The organism is Klebsiella sp. CN_Kp075 (assembly GCF_040065055.2).
GTDB lineage: Bacteria > Pseudomonadota > Gammaproteobacteria > Enterobacterales > Enterobacteriaceae > Klebsiella > Klebsiella aerogenes.
Window position 1 is genome coordinate 2,970,301 of the sequence record NZ_CM198050.1, and the last position, 16,489, is coordinate 2,986,789.

Sequence of the window (16,489 nt, forward strand, 5' to 3'; positions counted from 1 at the left end):
AATGAATTTAAACGGTAAAACAGCGTTGGTCACCGGCTCCACCAGCGGTATTGGTTTAGGCATTGCCAAAGTACTGGCGCAGGCCGGCGCGCAGCTGGTGTTGAATGGTTTTGGCGACAGCACGAGCGCGCGAGCCGAGGTTGCCGCGCTGGGTAAAATTCCCGGCTATCACGATGCCGACCTGCGCGACGTCGGGCAAATTGAAGCCATGATGCGCTATGCCGAAAGCGAATTTGGCGGCGTCGATATTGTGATTAATAACGCCGGTATCCAGCATGTTGCGCCGGTGGAGCAGTTCGCGGTGGAAAAATGGAACGATATTCTGGCGATAAATCTGTCCAGCGTTTTCCACACCAGCCGCCTGGCGCTGCCGGGCATGCGCGAGCGCAACTGGGGGCGGATTATTAATATTGCCTCCGTGCATGGGTTAGTCGCCTCGAAAGAGAAATCCGCCTATGTCGCCGCTAAGCATGGGGTGATTGGTTTTAGCAAAACGCTGGCGCTGGAGACCGCGCGTACCGGCATTACCTGCAACGCGATTTGCCCCGGTTGGGTGCTGACGCCGCTGGTTCAGCAGCAGATCGATAAACGTATCGCCGAGGGGGCCGACCCGGAGCAGGCCAGAGCGCAGCTGCTTGCCGAAAAACAACCCTCCGGCGAATTCGTGACGCCTCAGCAACTGGGGGAAATGGCGCTATTTTTATGCAGCGACGCCGCCGCGCAGGTTCGCGGCGCGGCGTGGAATATGGATGGCGGCTGGGTGGCGCAGTAACGCTAACCCAACGGAGAAAAGGTCAGCGTATCTCCGTTGGGTCACGCTATGCGCCCCGGGAATTAGAACATCTCCAAAAATCGCTTCACCGTACGCGAGCGCTCAAAACGGCGCCAGGCGATGGCAATATCGGTCTTAACCGGCGTCCCCTGTATCGATTGATAGCTGACGTTGGGCAGCGCGATACAGGTCATCGACTGCGGCACCAGCGCGAAACCAAATCCGGCGTTTACCATACTCAGCGACGATGAAATCTGCGACGACTGCCTGGCGCGGTTCATATCAATACCGGCGCGCAGGCAGCTATTGAACACCAGCTCATACAAACCCGGCGCCACTTCACGCGGGAAGAGGATCGGCGCGACGTCCCGCAGCTGCTCCAGCGCCAGCGTTGGCTCCGCTGACAATGGATTATCGCGCGGCAGTGCGATGACCATTGGCTCCTCATCAATGATACGCAGATTAAACGCCTTGCTGCTTTCGCACGGCAGGCGGACAAAGGCGATATCGATCTCCGCCTCGCTCAGCGCCGCCATCAAATTCGCCATGTTGCCTTCCTGTTGATGGAGGGCGACGCCCGGATGTTCTAGCTGAAAACGGTGCAGCAAGGTGAAGATTTGCGGATGGAAAGCATCAGAACTGGTAATACCTAACGACAGACTGCCGTTCATGCCGCGGGCAATGCCCTTGGCCTTTTCCAGCGCCGCATCGCTCAGCGCGAGGATTTGGCAGGCATCTTCATAAAAGGACTCCCCGGCTTCGGTCAGCTCCACCCCGCGGGTTAGCCGACGCAACAGCGGAGTGCCAACCTCTCGCTCAAGCCGCTGAATTTGCTGACTTAACGGTGGCTGTGAGATACCCAGTTCTTTCGCTGCCCGGGTGAAGTGCCGCGTCCGGGCGACGGCGACAAAATAGCGTAGATAACGAAGTTCCATATCGAAAACGTCTCAAACCAGCATGGTTTCTATATTGGAACTGTGAGCTGAATCGGGTCAACCTTTATTTAACCTTTCTTATATTTGTTGAACGAGGAAGTGGCTCATGAATCATGCTTCAGATTGCACCTGCGAAGAGAGTCTGTGTGAAACGCTACGCGCGTTTTCCGCCCAGCATCCCGATAGCGTGCTATATCAAACTTCGCTGATGAGCGCCCTGCTTAGCGGCGTCTACGAAGGTACCACCACCATTGCGGACCTGCTGAAGCACGGCGATTTCGGGCTCGGCACTTTTAATGAACTCGACGGCGAGCTGATCGCGTTTAGCAGCCAGGTGTATCAACTGCGTGCCGACGGCAGCGCGCGTAAAGCGCGTCCGGAACAGAAAACCCCGTTTGCGGTAATGACCTGGTTTCAGCCGCAGTACCGTAAAACCTTTGACCATCCGGTCAGCCGCCAGCAGCTGCATGAGGTTATTGACCAGCAAATCCCTTCCGACAATCTGTTCTGCGCGCTGCGAATCGATGGTCATTTCCGCCACGCCCATACCCGCACCGTGCCGCGTCAGACGCCGCCCTACCGGGCGATGACCGACGTACTCGACGATCAGCCGGTGTTCCGCTTTAACCAGCGTGACGGCGTACTGGTCGGTTTTCGTACCCCACAGCATATGCAGGGAATTAACGTCGCCGGCTATCACGAACACTTTATCACCGATGACCGCCAGGGCGGCGGCCACCTGCTGGACTACCAGCTCGACCATGGGGTGTTGACCTTCGGCGAAATTCATAAGCTGATGATCGATCTTCCCGCCGACAGCGCGTTCCTGCAGGCCAATTTGCATCCCGACAATCTCGATGCCGCCATCCGTTCAGTAGAAAGTTAGGAGGTTCACATGGACAAACAGTATCCGCTGCGCCAGTGGGCGCACGGCGCCGATCTGGTCGTCAGCCAACTGGAAGCGCAAGGTGTACGCCAGGTCTTCGGGATCCCCGGCGCTAAAATCGATAAGGTTTTCGACTCGTTACTGGACTCCTCAATCCGCATTATTCCAGTGCGCCACGAGGCCAATGCCGCCTTTATGGCCGCCGCGGTCGGGCGTATTACCGGCAAAGCGGGCGTCGCGCTGGTGACCTCCGGTCCGGGCTGTTCCAACCTGATAACCGGCATGGCCACCGCTAATAGCGAAGGCGACCCGGTGGTGGCATTGGGCGGCGCGGTCAAACGCGCCGATAAAGCCAAACAGGTGCATCAGAGTATGGACACGGTGGCGATGTTCAGCCCGGTCACCAAATACGCCGTGGAAGTGACCTCGCCGGATGCGCTGGCGGAAGTGGTTTCTAATGCCTTTCGCGCCGCCGAGCAGGGGCGCCCGGGCAGCGCCTTCGTCAGCTTGCCGCAGGATGTCGTCGATGGTCCGGCGACCGGCAAAGTGCTGCCCGCCAGCAGCGCGCCGCAGATGGGCGCCGCGCCTGACGAGGCAATCAATCAGGTCGCGAAGTTGATTGCCCAGGCGAAGAATCCGGTGTTCCTGCTTGGATTGATGGCCAGCCAGACGGAAAACAGCGCCGCGCTGCATCGTTTGCTGGAAACCAGCCATATTCCGGTCACCAGCACCTATCAGGCAGCCGGGGCGGTCAATCAGGATAACTTCTCGCGCTTCGCCGGGCGCGTCGGGCTGTTTAACAATCAGGCCGGTGACCGCTTATTGCAACTGGCCGACCTGGTTATCTGCATCGGCTATAGCCCGGTGGAATACGAACCGGCGATGTGGAACAGCGGCAACGCGACGCTGGTACATATCGACGTACTGCCCGCCTATGAAGAGCGTAACTACACGCCGGATGTCGAGCTGGTGGGCGACATCGCCGGCACGCTGAACAAGCTGGCGCAAAATATCGATCATCGGCTGGTGCTCTCGCCGCAGGCCGCTGAAATCCTCCACGACCGCCAGCATCAGCGGGAACTGCTTGACCGCCGCGGAGCGCAGTTGAATCAGTTCGCCCTGCACCCGCTGCGCATCGTTCGCGCCATGCAGGATATCGTCAACAGCGACGTCACGCTGACGGTCGATATGGGCAGCTTCCATATCTGGATCGCCCGCTATCTCTACAGCTTCCGCGCCCGTCAGGTGATGATCTCCAATGGTCAGCAAACCATGGGCGTCGCCCTGCCGTGGGCCATCGGGGCCTGGCTGGTCAATCCGCAGCGCAAAGTGGTCTCGGTCTCCGGCGATGGCGGTTTTCTGCAATCCAGTATGGAGCTGGAAACGGCGGTCCGCCTCAAAGCCAACATCCTGCATCTTATCTGGGTCGATAACGGCTACAACATGGTTGCTATCCAGGAAGAGAAAAAATATCAACGCCTGTCCGGCGTCGAGTTCGGGCCAATGGATTTTAAAGCCTATGCCGAATCCTTCGGCGCGAAAGGGTTTGCGGTGGAAAGCGCTGATGCGCTGGAGCCGACGCTACGCGCGGCGATGGACGTCGACGGCCCTGCGGTGGTCGCCATCCCCGTGGATTATCGCGATAACCCGCTGCTGATGGGCCAGCTACACCTGAGTCAGATTCTTTAAGTCATCACAAAAGGAAATGGAAATGAAAAAAGTCGCACTTGTCACCGGCGCCGGTCAGGGCATTGGTAAAGCTATCGCGTTACGCCTCGTGAAGGACGGTTTTGCCGTGGCGATCGCCGATTACAATGACGCTACTGCAAAAGCCGTGGCGGATGAAATCAATCAGCACGGCGGCCGGGCAATCGCAGTCAAAGTCGATGTTTCCGACCGCGAGCAGGTGTTTGCCGCCGTCGAACAGGCGCGGAAAACGCTGGGCGGATTCAACGTCATCGTCAACAACGCCGGGGTTGCGCCATCGACGCCTATCGAATCCATTACGCCGGAGATTGTCGACAAGGTCTACAACATCAACGTTAAAGGGGTGATCTGGGGGATTCAGGCGGCAGTCGATGCCTTTAAAAAAGAGGGTCACGGCGGCAAAATCATCAACGCCTGTTCGCAGGCCGGCCACGTCGGCAACCCGGAACTGGCGGTCTACAGCTCGAGCAAATTCGCTGTACGCGGTTTAACGCAAACCGCCGCCCGCGACCTGGCGCCGCTGGGTATTACCGTCAACGGCTACTGCCCGGGGATTGTGAAAACGCCGATGTGGGCCGAGATCGATCGTCAGGTCTCTGAAGCGGCCGGTAAACCTCTGGGCTATGGCACCGCAGAATTCGCCAAACGCATCACCCTTGGTCGCCTGTCGGAGCCAGAAGATGTCGCCGCCTGCGTCTCTTATCTTGCCAGCCCGGATTCCGATTATATGACCGGTCAATCGCTGCTGATCGATGGCGGCATGGTATTTAATTAATAAAAAAATAAGCTCTGACATGGTTTGCCCCTGCCTGTTCGCAGGGGCTTTTTTTCGTCTGTTACGCCGTTATTTTGCCGGATGGCGGCTACGCCTTACCCGGCCTGCGGCCCTGCCGGTACCAATGGCCTCCAAACCCCCGGTGGCGCTGCCGCTTACCGGGGCTACAGCGCTGTACGGTTTGGTAGCCCGGAGAAGGCGCAACGCGCCGCCTCCGGGCCCCCCCCTGTGCGACAAAACCGTTGCCAACCGATAACAGTATCTACTACCGAGCCTGCTGCGCCTGCGCCAACTGGCGGGCAATCGCCTCGCGGCGGGCATCGCCCTCCGGCAACAACATCAGTAGCTGCTGTAGCGCCGCTACCGCCTGCGGATAGTCTTCATTACGTACCGCGCTGAGCGCCAGCATCTCCAGCACCGGCAGGTTTTTCGGCTGCCGCTGATGCAGCTCGCGCAGCAACAGCTCGCCCATCCGCATCTGCGCGTTATCGCCCGCCCGTACCAGCGCGCTGGCGTAATCAAAACTTGCCGCCGGGTCATCCGGCGCCAGCTTATGCGCCCGCCCGAACGCGCCGATCGCCGTCTCGCCATCGTTTAGCAGCAGGCCAAGCCGCCCAAGCAGTTGCCAGCCGGCGAGATCGTCAGGGCTATCCTGCAGATGGCTGCGCAGCCCAAGCCTCAACTGGGCCAACTCATCCATCCGCAGCGGCGCCGCGGTCGGATCTTTCGCCTGCGCCAGCAGCGCGGGATAATGGCGCTCGCTTTGTCGCCACAGCAGCACCTGACCCACATCGCTGGTTTTCAGATAGAGCCCGCCGCTGACGAAAACCAATAATAGCGCCCCCGGTAACAGCAACCAGCGGCTAAGCGGCCGAACGCGCGTCGGTTCCTGCGGCGAAATATCCGCCAACAACGTACGTTGCAGCTCGACGATCATCGCTTCATTACTATCAGTACGCTCCTGCTCAAGTTCGCGCAGTCGGGACTGGTACAGCGAGCGGTTGATGTCATTGCGATCCGCTGCTGTTTTCTGTTGCCGCGACCGGCGGTAACGCGGATCGAGCATGCAACAGAGCCCACCCAGCGCCATCAGTACGCCGCCGTACCAGATCCAGCGCACGAACGGTTTATAGTACAGACGCACCGCCCAGCTGCCATCATCCAGTTCTTCACCCAGCGCGGCGTAAAGATCGCGGGTAAACCCGCCGCTGATGGCCGCTTCGGTCATCATCATTCGGCTGGCGGTGTAAAAGCGTTTTTCAGCATACAGCGTGGCTTCCGGGCGACCGTTGCGGCTGACGGCAATCACGCCCTCGCCGCCGCTCCAGTTCGGCCCGACGATATTACGCACGCCCTTGAAGACGAAGTGATAACGATGAATATCGAGGCTGTCGCCAGCCCGCATGCGGACATCGCGCTCGATGCTGTAGTTCTGGCTGAAGGTGATGCCAATAACGGTTACCGCCACGCCGACATGGCCGAGCACCATGCCCCACTGGCTGCGCGTTAAGGTACGCAGGCCGCGCCAGAAACCGTGGCGATGCGTGGCCCGCTCGTGGACTTCAATCAGCGCGAAGATAAGCACCCACAGCGCCATCATCAGGCCGATGACCGCCATCGCGGTGATGCGGTCCTGAAGCAGCCATGGCAACGCCAGAGAAAGTGACAACGTCACCAGAAGAGATATCGCCAGTCGTTTAAGCTGTTTACCCGGCTGGTCGCGCCGCCAACGAATCAGCGGCCCCAGCCCCAGCAGCAGCGCAAACGGCGCCATCAGCGCGGTGAACATGGTATTGAAGAACGGTTCGCCGATCGATATCGTCCCCAGACCCAGCGCTTTGTGCACCAGCGGCAGCAGCGTGCCTAACAGCACCACCAGCATCGCGGCCATCAGCAGAATATTGTTGCCAAGCAGGAACGACTCGCGCGACCAGAGCGTATGTTCCACTCGCGCCCGCACTCGCCCACCTTTCACCGCATACAGCAGCAGCGAGCCGCCAATCGCGAGGGTCAGCAAGGCAAGAATAAACATCCCGCGCGCCGGATCGGAGGCAAAGGAGTGCACCGATACCAGCACGCCAGATCGCACAAGGAAAGTCCCCAACAGGCACAGCGAAAACGCAGCCAGCGCCAGCAGCACGGTCCAGGCGCGGAAGCTGCCGCGCTTTTCGGTTACCGCCAGGGAATGCAGCAACGCGGTGCCAACCAGCCACGGCATAAACGAGGCATTTTCCACCGGGTCCCAGAACCACCAGCCGCCCCAGCCCAGTTCGTAATAGGCCCACGCCGAGCCCAGCACGATCCCAAGTGTCAGGAACATCCACGCCGCCTGCGTCCACGGGCGCGACCATCTCGCCCATGCGGTATCCAGCCGCCCCGCCAGCAGCGACGCAATCGCGAAGGCGAAGGCCACCGAGAAGCCAACGTAGCCCATGTAAAGGATTGGTGGATGAAAAATCATCCCGATATCCTGCAACATAGGATTGAGATCGCGGCCATCTACGGGATACAGCGGCAGGCTGCGGCTGAACGGATTGGAGGTGAACAGGATAAATAGCAGGAAACCGAAGGCGATCATCCCCATCACCGCCAGCACCCGCGCCACCGCGTCGGACGGCATCTGTCGGCTGAAGAGCGCGACGGCGAACGTCCACACGCTGAGCAGCAGCACCCACAGCAGCAAAGAGCCTTCGTGCGCTCCCCAGGTAGCCGCCACCCGGTACCACACCGGCAGCGCGGTGTTGGAGTTTTCCGCCACGTAGCGGATGGTGAAGTCATTGATTACATAGGCATGCACCAGCAGCGCAAACGCGCCGATGATGCAAATAAACAGCGCGCAGGCCAGCGGCCGGGCTAATGCCATCAACCATCGTTCCTGACGCGCCGCGCCCCATAGCGGAAAGATACTTAGCAGCAGCGCCAGCCCCGCCGCCAGACACAGCAGATAGTTGCCCAGTTCCGGCATCATGGCTGTGTCCCCTGTTGTTCAGGTGTCATCACGTTTTTTACCTCAGGCGGGGCGAATCCAGTGCCCCGCCCCGGCCCAGTTACTCTGCAGCAGCCGGCAGTTTCGAGACGTCGGCGTTACCTAACGCCTTTTCATCGCGAATCATCGACTTATCTTTACGTACTTTCGCCACATCGCTGGCGCTCACCGGCGGCGCGTTGTTGCCCCAACTGGTGCGGATGAAGTTGACCACATCCGCGACCTGTTGATCGTCAAGGCGCCAGCCGAACGACGGCATGGTCAGGTTCGAGACCGCATCCTTCACCGCCGGCGTGGTGTTGCCGGTCAGAATGATGTGAATCAGCGAGGTCGCATCTTCAGTCTGTACCACCGGGTTGCCTTTCAACGACGGGAACGCGCGTTTATAACCGACGCCGTCGGTACGGTGGCAGGCGGCGCAGTTATCGACGTACAGCGCCGCGCCGGTTTTGCTGTCATCGCCTTTCCACAGATCTTTCGCCACGCTATCTTCAACCGGAGCTGGCGTCTGTTTACCGCCGCGCGGCGGTAACGACTTCAGATAGCGGGCAATAGCGGTGATATCGTCATTCGAGAGATACTGCAGACTGTGCTCAACCACGTCGCTCATGCCGCCGAAGACCACGGATTTATCATTGCGCCCGGTTTTCAGGAACTCGGCCAGCTCGGCTTCGCTCCAGCTCCCCAGACCGTCGCGATTTTCACCGCGCAGGCTGGAAGCCACCCAACCGTCAATCGGCGCATTGCTACCCGCCAGGTAATCATCGCCTTCGCTTTCGCTAAGCGCTTTTTCCTGCATCGTCAGGCTACGCGGGGTGTGGCAGGCGCCGCAGTGGCCAAGCCCTTCCACCAGATAACGACCGCGCTCCAGTACCGGATCCACCTGCGGATTGGCGACAAAGTCGCTCGGCGTCGGAGCGAAGATGCCGCGCCAGAACGCCAGCGGCCAGCGCATCGACAGCGGCCACGGGATGTCCGTGTCTTTGTTGGCGACGTTCACCGGCTCCACGCCGTGCATAAAGTAGGCGTACATGGCGCGCATATCCGCTTCGTTGATACGGGCGAAGGAAGGATACGGCATCGCCGGATAGAGCGTGGAGCCGTCTTTACGCACGCCTTTACGCACCGCGTCGTCAAACTCTTCGAAGGTATAACCGCCAATACCGTTCGCTTTGTCCGGCGTGATGTTGGTGGAATAAATGGTGCCGATCGGCGTTTCCATCGGCAAACCGCCGGCAAAAGGTTTGCCCTCTTTACCGTTGGTGTGGCAGGCCACGCAGTCGCCGGCGCGCGCCAGATATTCGCCCTGCTTAATCAGATTGCTGTCCGCGGGCACCTCTTCGGCGAACGCCGCGCAGCTTAACGCACCGAGAACCAGTGCCGATAACCATTGCATTTTCATGATTTGCTTTCCCTTATGCCTGCACCAATGGACCCGGATTTCTCAGGTACTGTTCGCGGATAGCCTTCGCCGACCAGTAGGCCAGCGCGGCAACGGTACCCGTCGGGTTGTAGCCCAGCCCCTGCGGGAAAGCGGAAGCGCCGATGACAAAGACGTTATGCACGTCCCAGCTCTGCAGATAACGGTTCACCGCGCTGGTCTTCGGATCTTCGCCCATCACCGCGCCGCCGTTCATATGGGTGGTCTGGTAGCTGGTGGTGTCAAAGTGGCTATTGGCGTTTTTCGGGCTGCCGAGCATATATTTCGGTTTCATCGCTTTGGCGATTGGCGCCATCTTATCGAACATAAACTGCGCCATCTTGATGTCGTTTTCCTGCCAGTCGAAGGTCATGCGCAGCAGCGGCTGACCAAAGACGTTTTTGTAGTTCGGATCGAGATCGAGATAGTTCTGGCGATAGGACTGATGCGCGCCGTGGGCATCCATCGACAGGTGGTGCGTGTAGGTGTCGGCCACCGCCGATTTCCACTTACTGCCCCACGCCGGAGTACCCGGAGGCACCGGCAGGCCGGAGATAGGCTTGGTCCCCGCCTGGTTAACCCAGAACGGCGAACCGCCGACGAAGCCCGCCGCGCCGTGATCGAAGTTATCGGCGTTGAAGTCATCGACGCCAACGCCGTTGCCGCCCGCACCGATGAACGGGTTGGTGAAGGTATCTTTATCGAAAATGGCCTTGATAGTGGTCATGTTTTGATAGGCGAAGTTACGCCCGACCACCCCTTCGCCAGTCTCAGGATTGTACGGTTTACCAATCCCGGAAAGCAGCATCAGATGCACGTTATGGAACTGGAAGGCGCCGATAATCACCAGATCCGCCGGCTGTTCCATTTCACGGCCCTGACCGTCGACATAGGTCACACCGGTGGCGCGGGATTTATCGTCAGTCAGATTGACCTTCAGTACGTTGGCGTTGGTACGCAGTTCAAAGCGTTTTTCCTGGCGCAGCGCCGGCAGGATGTTCACGTTCGGCGAGGCTTTCGAATACATGTAGCAGGCGTAGCCGCTGCAGAAACCACAGAAGTTACACGGCCCCATCTGCGCGCCATACGGGTTGGTATAGGAGTCGGAGGTGTTTGCTGACGGCAGGTTATAGGGATGATAGCCCACTTCCAGCGCCGCTTTTTCAAACAGCTGCGCCGACCAGGTATTTTTCTGCGCCGGCAGCGGGAAATCGTCCGAGCGATCCGGCGCGAAGGCGTTACCGCCGCGGCCTTTACCGACAACCTTCCCTTTGACCGACCAGGCGGTACCGGAGGTGCCAAAGACTTTTTCCGCTTTATCGAAGAACGGTTCCAGTTCGTCGTAGGTGACGCCGAAATCCTGGATGATCATATCCTGGGGAATGAAGTTTTTGCCGTAGCGCTCTTCATAGTGGCTGCGCATACGCAGTTCGATCGGATCGACGCGGAAATGCACGCCGGACCAGTGCAAACCCGCGCCGCCAACGCCGGTGCCCGGCAGGAAGGCGGCCAGTTGACGGTAGGGAACCGCCTGCTGGCTGGTATTGTGACGAATCGTCACCGTGCTTTTAGAGAGATCCTGGAACAGCTTGCGGCGGATGTTATAGGTCAGTTCATCGATAACCTGCGGATAAGCGCCGTCCGGCCAGGTATCGCGCATCGGACCGCGTTCCAGCGCGACGACGTTGAGCCCCGCTTCGGTCAGCTCTTTGGCCATGATCGCGCCAACCCAGCCGAAGCCAACGATCGCCACATCGGTTTTTTTCAATACGGTCGCCATGATTACGCCCTCTCCCCATTAATTGATACCGGTGGGAAGGGATAGCGTTCGCCTCGTTCAACCCAGTCCATAAAGTCGGCGCGCGCGCCGGGAAAATTAATCAGCGTCCAGCCGACCATACCTTTATTGCCGCCATGGATAGGGTCGCTAAAGAAGCCTTCGCGGGTGTTTTGCAACAGATAGGAGAAAAACAGCGAGGCCGGCAGCTGTTTGAACTGCGCCTTGCCGGATTCCCACAGACCGAGCGCCTCATCCTGCTGCTCGCCGCTCAGTTCAGCAAAGCTCTTGTGATACTGGTTTTGACACCACTCTTCGGCATCGGCGATACCGAGGTTATAAATCTGTTTTGGTACCAGCGGCAGCTGGTAGCCCATCTCTTTCGGCACGTCGGGGTTAAATGGCCCCTGCATATACCAGATGGAACCGGTAGCATAAGGGGTGTTGAGCTGACGGTCGATAAATTCCGGCACACCGGCCTCTTTGGCGCCTGGACCGAGTTCATCAGCCGGGATTAAGCGAGCGACGGCGGCGTTGATAAACAGCCACTCGCGATCGTTGAAGAATTGCGGCTTCCAGTCGCTGGATGCCGCGTTGCCACCGGCTGAGGGTGCGGAGGCCGCCTGTGCCGTGGCGCTCGCCGCCACGCCAATGGCGCCCACGCTGCCGCCGCCGATGACGACCGTTGGAATCAAGGCCATTGATTTTACTAAAAAATCACGCCTTGAATTGTTGGTTTTCTCGCTCGACATAATCACATTCCTGTCAATTAAAAATACTGTTTTGTCGCTTACAAGCCCAGCAAATCCCGCTCTGGTACCGATACCATTGAACTGTTGCGAAACAGACCGTCTGGCTTTGGCCAATAAGACGTACAATAAATCGCCAATAGCGATAAGATTTATAGGGTTATCGTTTGGATATTAGACGATTCTCAACGTAACGCGGGAAAATGGCGTAAATATTCACCGGGTTGTCACGATAAGATCGGGCATTTAATAACCTGAGTGCGGTAAGTCATGCGGAAATTACGCGCCTTTGGTTTTACCAAAGCGCCAATAAAGGGTGATATGTATCACATTTGTTATTTTTTGTTTATGGTACATGGCAGATTAAGCACCTGTAAATACTCGCTTAATGAATAATTAAACAATTCGAGCTGTTAAATTAGTTAATCACCGTTGTTAATTAAAACAGTATCTGTGTCCTTCTCATTTTAACGACACGGTGATGTCGTACAGATATTTCCAATACCGAGGAGAATTTATGTTCGATCATGTCAAATTTGGCGTCAGTGATTATGCCGCGAGCAAGGCATTCTTTTTACAGGCGCTGGCGCCGCTCGGCGTGACGCTGGCAGGCGAAGGCGAGCCGGCTTACGGCGCGGAGCTAGCCGGGGCGAACGATGCCTCTTTATGCCTCTATCAAAGCGAAGATAAACCCGCGCCGCTGCATATCGCCTTTTGCGCCGACAGCCGCGAGCAGGTTGATGCCTTCTGGCACGCGGCGCTGGCCGCCGGAGGCAAGGATAACGGCGCGCCGGGACTGCGGCCTAATTACCACGCCAATTACTACGCCGCCTTTGTCATTGCGCCAGATGGACACAATATCGAAGCGGTGTGTCATCTGGCAGACGGCTAAAACCCATAAAACGCCTTGCCTGCTGGGAGCAAGCTTCCACACTACGGGCGATAACGCAGTCGAAGTTGGAAACACCCCCACCTGCGTGGGGAAGACGACTGGGATGCCGTCATCATTGGCCATTCATCGGAAACACCTCCACGTGCGTGGGGAAGACAACCTGAGCCAGCAGCTGCGATTCGGTGCCGTAGAAACACCCCCACGTGTGTGGGGAAGACCAGGGTACCAGGTTGGATCAACGTCGCCGTCCAGAAACACCCCCTCGTGCGTGGGGAAGACGCAGGCGGCACAATCCCCCAGGCAGAAAAACAAGAAACACCCCCACGTACGTGGGGAAGACGGCGATTCGCTCTCTGAGGGTGAGATAATCCCGGAAACACCCCCACGTGCGTGGGGAAGACTTCATCCACCTTGCCATCAAGCGCAGTGAATTGGAAACACCCCCACGTGCGTGGGGAAGACTTGCGAGCAAAACTGATGGTCAGCCCGTGCTCAGAAACACCCCCACGTGCGTGGGGAAGACCCGAGACCTACGTCCCGCAAGGCGCGGTAATTAGAAACACCCCCACGTGCGTGGGGAAGACCGCTATTGTCGCCGTCCTCGTACCACTTGAGGAGAAACACCCCCACGTGCGTGGGGAAGACATACGCGCTGGCGTCGCTGGCTGTTAAAGCGGAGAAACACCCCCACGTGCGTGGGGAAGACACGCCACCGCTACGCAGTGCAACGCGTTCACCGGAAACACCCCCACGTGCGTGGGGAAGACGCCACTATTAACCTCATTCACTTGTGGCTGTCGGAAACACCCCCACGTGCGTGGGGAAGACAGTGAGCAGCGCATCTTTCGACCAGTCGATAAAGAAACACCCCCACGTGCGTGGGGAAGACTCAATCGTGCTTACGGCGCGGCATCAATCGGTGGAAACACCCCCACGTGCGTGGGGAAGACCCAATAGTCGACACTTATTTCTCCTGGTGTGTGGAAACACCCCCACGTGCGTGGGGAAGACCCCCGACCACAAAGACCGCGACGATAAAATTTAGAAACACCCCCACGTGCGTGGGGAAGACTTGGCTCAACCCTTCAGGCAGTAGATTCCCCGGGAAACACCCCCACGTGCGTGGGGAAGACGGTACCGATATGATCATCATCACCAACCCGGAAGAAACACCCCCACGTGCGTGGGGAAGACATTTCCGTCGTTCAGCTTTTTCAGCAATGTTGAGAAACACCCCCACGTGCGTGGGGAAGACGCTACAGGATATAGCAGGTCTTAATTTCTACAAGAAACACCCCCACGTGCGTGGGGAAGACTCGTCTTGAGGTGTACGAGCAAGCCTGGCTACGGAAACACCCCCACGTGCGTGGGGAAGACTGTACCCGAAAGAGGGCGCTGGTTGGGACAATAGAAACACCCCCACGTGCGTGGGGAAGACGCGCCTGACCCCTCAGCGATAGAGGTTGATAAGGAAACACCCCCACGTGCGTGGGGAAGACAAAATTTTTAATCGATGCTGCCAGAGCAAACTAGAAACACCCCCACGTGCGTGGGGAAGACAAACTACGGGCGCTTAGGCTGGCAGCAGGATAAGAACCCCCCCCACGTGCGTGGGGAAGACGTGTTTGCTGTGAAGACTGCGCCATTACCTCAAGAAACACCCCCACGTGCGTGGGGAAGACACCAATATATTGTGAAAGAGCGACAATTAAAACACTATATCCATGTATTACGACAGTTTTAGGGTCTCAATAATAAGCTGTAACCCACTGACCTCAATAATCGGCTTCCTGACCTCGCCCTTGTAGCGAATTTCATAGCCAGGCGGTTGAGGAATACTGCGAAACAGCATCAGGCCTGATTCCGCGGGCGTGTACTGCATCAGGTAATCAACGACGGTTTGCGCAACCGAATCTTTGACGCCTGAGACGAAAACGTTCGGCCGGGGTTCGACAAACCACAGTTTCATTCGCCCTCGAACCGCTGGCGGCAAATCATTTGCCAGTACGACGAGCACGTTTTCCTCCCATTAGCTCATTAATATCGGCCGCAATCAGGTTGAGCAAATCCAGGGCTATCACTCGTTTTCTGAATGCCTCAGAAACTTTATGTTTATCGTATCGCCCCGCCATCTCCCTCGACAGCGAAAACGCCAGATCGATACAGAGCCGCTCTTTGTAAAGGTCAGCCAGATCATAGACAAACGGTAAAGGACTACCTGAATGGATAAAACCGATATGCGGCGAGTACCCCATCGCATGCACCACTGAGCATAAAATGCCGTACAGTGCCGCGTTGGTGGAGGTCAGCACCTGATTTGTCAGGTCGCTCAGTTCAAACTTTCCGGGGGTAAACTGACGTCCTTTCCAACCGACGCCATACTCTTGCGCTTTCTGCTGATACAGCGCGCGAACCCGGCTCCCCTCCATGCCCATCATGCTATTTAAACTTTTGCCCTCGAGCTCAGCATCCGGAAAGCGTTTAGCAAACATCGCCGCGGCAACCTTGAGCGCAGACGACTCATTGCAGGCCAGCGCCATCTGTGCTTTGAGATTGCGGGTATCCGCAGTGGGCAAAAAACCGGCGGCATAAAACAGCAGGCTATCCTCGCCCACCCAGCACACCGCACAGTTAGCGGCGGTCGCGGTTTTGATCGCCTCATGTGTCACCGTGGTTCCTGGGCCAAGCAGCAGCGCGTTGATGGTCGCCACCGGCAGAGGTACTACGTTGCAATCGGCATCAACCCATTTAACACTGCTGTCATCAATCTCCAGCCGCCCGCGCTCAAGGTATAAAAAAGGATATTTGTCCTTCACCTGTGGCAGTAGTTCGCGGGTGACCTTAACAAACAGCCTCTCTCCCTGGGCCATTAGCGGCACTCCAGCACGGTCACCTGACGATCCCGATAACGCTTATGTCGACCGAACTGCACCGGGACATCGTTTAGCGTGATGATGTCACCCTCTCCTTCCCCTTCAATAACCGTATAGCTTAGCGTGCGCTGCTTGCTGTCGGCTAACTTCTGCGCCTGCTGCCAGGCCTCCCCGGCGCTGTCATATATCCCCTGGTAGATCAGCTCGCTGGGCACGCAGCTTTTACGCCCCAGATACAAATCCCAGACGGGGTTTTGTAAAGCCTCCGGCAACGACTCGGCCTGCTGGCGGCCAAGCGCCATCACCACGGCAAAAACCGCATCCTGGAGGTAGTGGCGGTAGGTCATTTTAGTTCCGCCACCCACCGCTTTCTTTCCATCTGATGTCTTGGGAATCAGCAGACTTTGCCAGGGATCGCTGTCGTCATAACCGCTGCCGACCATATGGAAGTCGCACAGCGTCGGCTCACGGACTTGCGGCTGGCCCTGCTTGTCGGTACGGGCATAGGCGCGAACTTCCATCGCCAGGTTATTCATCTCCGCCAGCCACTCGACTTCTGGCCCCGCGGCGCCTCGCGCACAGCAAATCAGCCCCAGAATGCCCGAGCGGGTCGGGAAATTCAGCGTATCGCGTACGCCGAATTTTGAATCGAATCCCCAGGACTGCAGCGGCCCTTCAAGCCACAGCAGCATATATCGCATAGATTGGCTCATCTCC

General features: G+C 58.0%; 13 protein-coding genes, 1 pseudogene and 1 CRISPR repeat array. Of the genes and pseudogenes, 5 read left to right on the top strand and 9 right to left on the bottom strand.

The features are described from left to right. Position 1 precedes the first annotated feature (1 nt). Positions 2–772 (top strand): 3-hydroxybutyrate dehydrogenase, encoded by a 771-nt coding sequence (locus ABLV78_RS14245; RefSeq protein ID WP_032707870.1) that lies wholly within the window; start codon positions 2–4, stop codon positions 770–772. A gap of 62 nt (positions 773–834) precedes the next feature. On the opposite strand, the gene ABLV78_RS14250 is transcribed toward ABLV78_RS14245, so the two are convergent. Continuing rightward, positions 835–1,707: a LysR family transcriptional regulator gene (locus tag ABLV78_RS14250; RefSeq protein WP_045397688.1), complete on the bottom strand. Its 873-nt coding sequence runs from the start codon at positions 1,705–1,707 to the stop codon at positions 835–837. Between the two features lie 106 nt (positions 1,708–1,813). Between ABLV78_RS14250 and budA the strand changes: the two genes are divergently transcribed. Genes budA through ABLV78_RS14265 form a run of 3 tightly spaced genes read left to right on the top strand, consistent with a single transcriptional unit; the run spans position 1,814 to position 5,075 of the window. Further along, positions 1,814–2,593, top strand: coding sequence for an acetolactate decarboxylase (gene budA, locus ABLV78_RS14255; RefSeq protein WP_015705188.1), 780 nt, complete (start codon positions 1,814–1,816; stop codon positions 2,591–2,593). A 9-nt stretch (positions 2,594–2,602) separates the two neighbouring features. Beyond that, the gene (gene alsS, locus ABLV78_RS14260) at positions 2,603–4,282 is read left to right on the top strand and encodes an acetolactate synthase AlsS (protein WP_047046546.1); all 1,680 of its coding nucleotides are present in this window, start codon (positions 2,603–2,605) and stop codon (positions 4,280–4,282) included. A 22-nt stretch (positions 4,283–4,304) separates the two neighbouring features. Further along, the gene (locus ABLV78_RS14265; RefSeq protein WP_045397690.1) at positions 4,305–5,075 is read left to right on the top strand and encodes a (S)-acetoin forming diacetyl reductase; all 771 of its coding nucleotides are present in this window, start codon (positions 4,305–4,307) and stop codon (positions 5,073–5,075) included. A 265-nt stretch (positions 5,076–5,340) separates the two neighbouring features. On the opposite strand, the gene ABLV78_RS14270 is transcribed toward ABLV78_RS14265, so the two are convergent. From ABLV78_RS14270 to ABLV78_RS14290, 5 genes and pseudogenes are all read right to left on the bottom strand, one after another. After that, on the bottom strand, positions 5,341–5,865 hold the full coding sequence (locus ABLV78_RS14270; protein ID WP_430915640.1) for a tetratricopeptide repeat protein: 525 nt from the start codon (positions 5,863–5,865) through the stop codon (positions 5,341–5,343). Between the two features lie 66 nt (positions 5,866–5,931). After that, positions 5,932–8,043: pseudogene (ccmI, locus tag ABLV78_RS14275) on the bottom strand (c-type cytochrome biogenesis protein CcmI); the annotation flags it as partial. Positions 8,044–8,122: 79 nt separating this feature from the next. Continuing rightward, positions 8,123–9,466: a c-type cytochrome gene (locus ABLV78_RS14280; protein WP_165430695.1), complete on the bottom strand. Its 1,344-nt coding sequence runs from the start codon at positions 9,464–9,466 to the stop codon at positions 8,123–8,125. A gap of 10 nt (positions 9,467–9,476) precedes the next feature. Further along, positions 9,477–11,261 (bottom strand): GMC family oxidoreductase, encoded by a 1,785-nt coding sequence (locus ABLV78_RS14285; RefSeq protein WP_045397725.1) that lies wholly within the window; start codon positions 11,259–11,261, stop codon positions 9,477–9,479. 2 nt (positions 11,262–11,263) lie between these two features. After that, entirely contained in the window at positions 11,264–12,013 is a 750-nt protein-coding gene (locus ABLV78_RS14290) for a gluconate 2-dehydrogenase subunit 3 family protein (RefSeq protein ID WP_161799853.1), read from the bottom strand. Between the two features lie 511 nt (positions 12,014–12,524). On the opposite strand from ABLV78_RS14290, the gene ABLV78_RS14295 reads away from it, so the two are divergent. After that, a complete protein-coding gene (locus tag ABLV78_RS14295; protein WP_047046552.1) occupies positions 12,525–12,899 on the top strand; it encodes a VOC family protein in 375 nt (124 codons plus the stop codon). A 68-nt stretch (positions 12,900–12,967) separates the two neighbouring features. Further along, positions 12,968–14,581: a CRISPR direct-repeat array (repeat unit 28 nt; unit sequence GAAACACCCCCACGTGCGTGGGGAAGAC). 47 nt (positions 14,582–14,628) lie between these two features. On the opposite strand, the gene cas2e is transcribed toward ABLV78_RS14295, so the two are convergent. Genes cas2e through cas5e form a run of 3 tightly spaced genes read right to left on the bottom strand, consistent with a single transcriptional unit; the run spans position 14,629 to position 16,485 of the window. Continuing rightward, positions 14,629–14,868 carry a type I-E CRISPR-associated endoribonuclease Cas2e gene (gene cas2e, locus ABLV78_RS14300; protein WP_047046555.1) on the bottom strand — a complete coding sequence of 80 codons (240 nt, stop codon included), beginning with the start codon at positions 14,866–14,868 and terminating at the stop codon, positions 14,629–14,631. A gap of 25 nt (positions 14,869–14,893) precedes the next feature. Further along, positions 14,894–15,769 carry a type I-E CRISPR-associated endonuclease Cas1e gene (gene cas1e, locus ABLV78_RS14305; RefSeq protein ID WP_047046557.1) on the bottom strand — a complete coding sequence of 292 codons (876 nt, stop codon included), beginning with the start codon at positions 15,767–15,769 and terminating at the stop codon, positions 14,894–14,896. Next, positions 15,769–16,485: a type I-E CRISPR-associated protein Cas5/CasD gene (gene cas5e, locus ABLV78_RS14310; protein ID WP_047046562.1), complete on the bottom strand. Its 717-nt coding sequence runs from the start codon at positions 16,483–16,485 to the stop codon at positions 15,769–15,771. Before cas5e ends, cas1e begins: the two co-directional genes overlap by 1 nt. Positions 16,486–16,489: the final 4 nt, after the last annotated feature.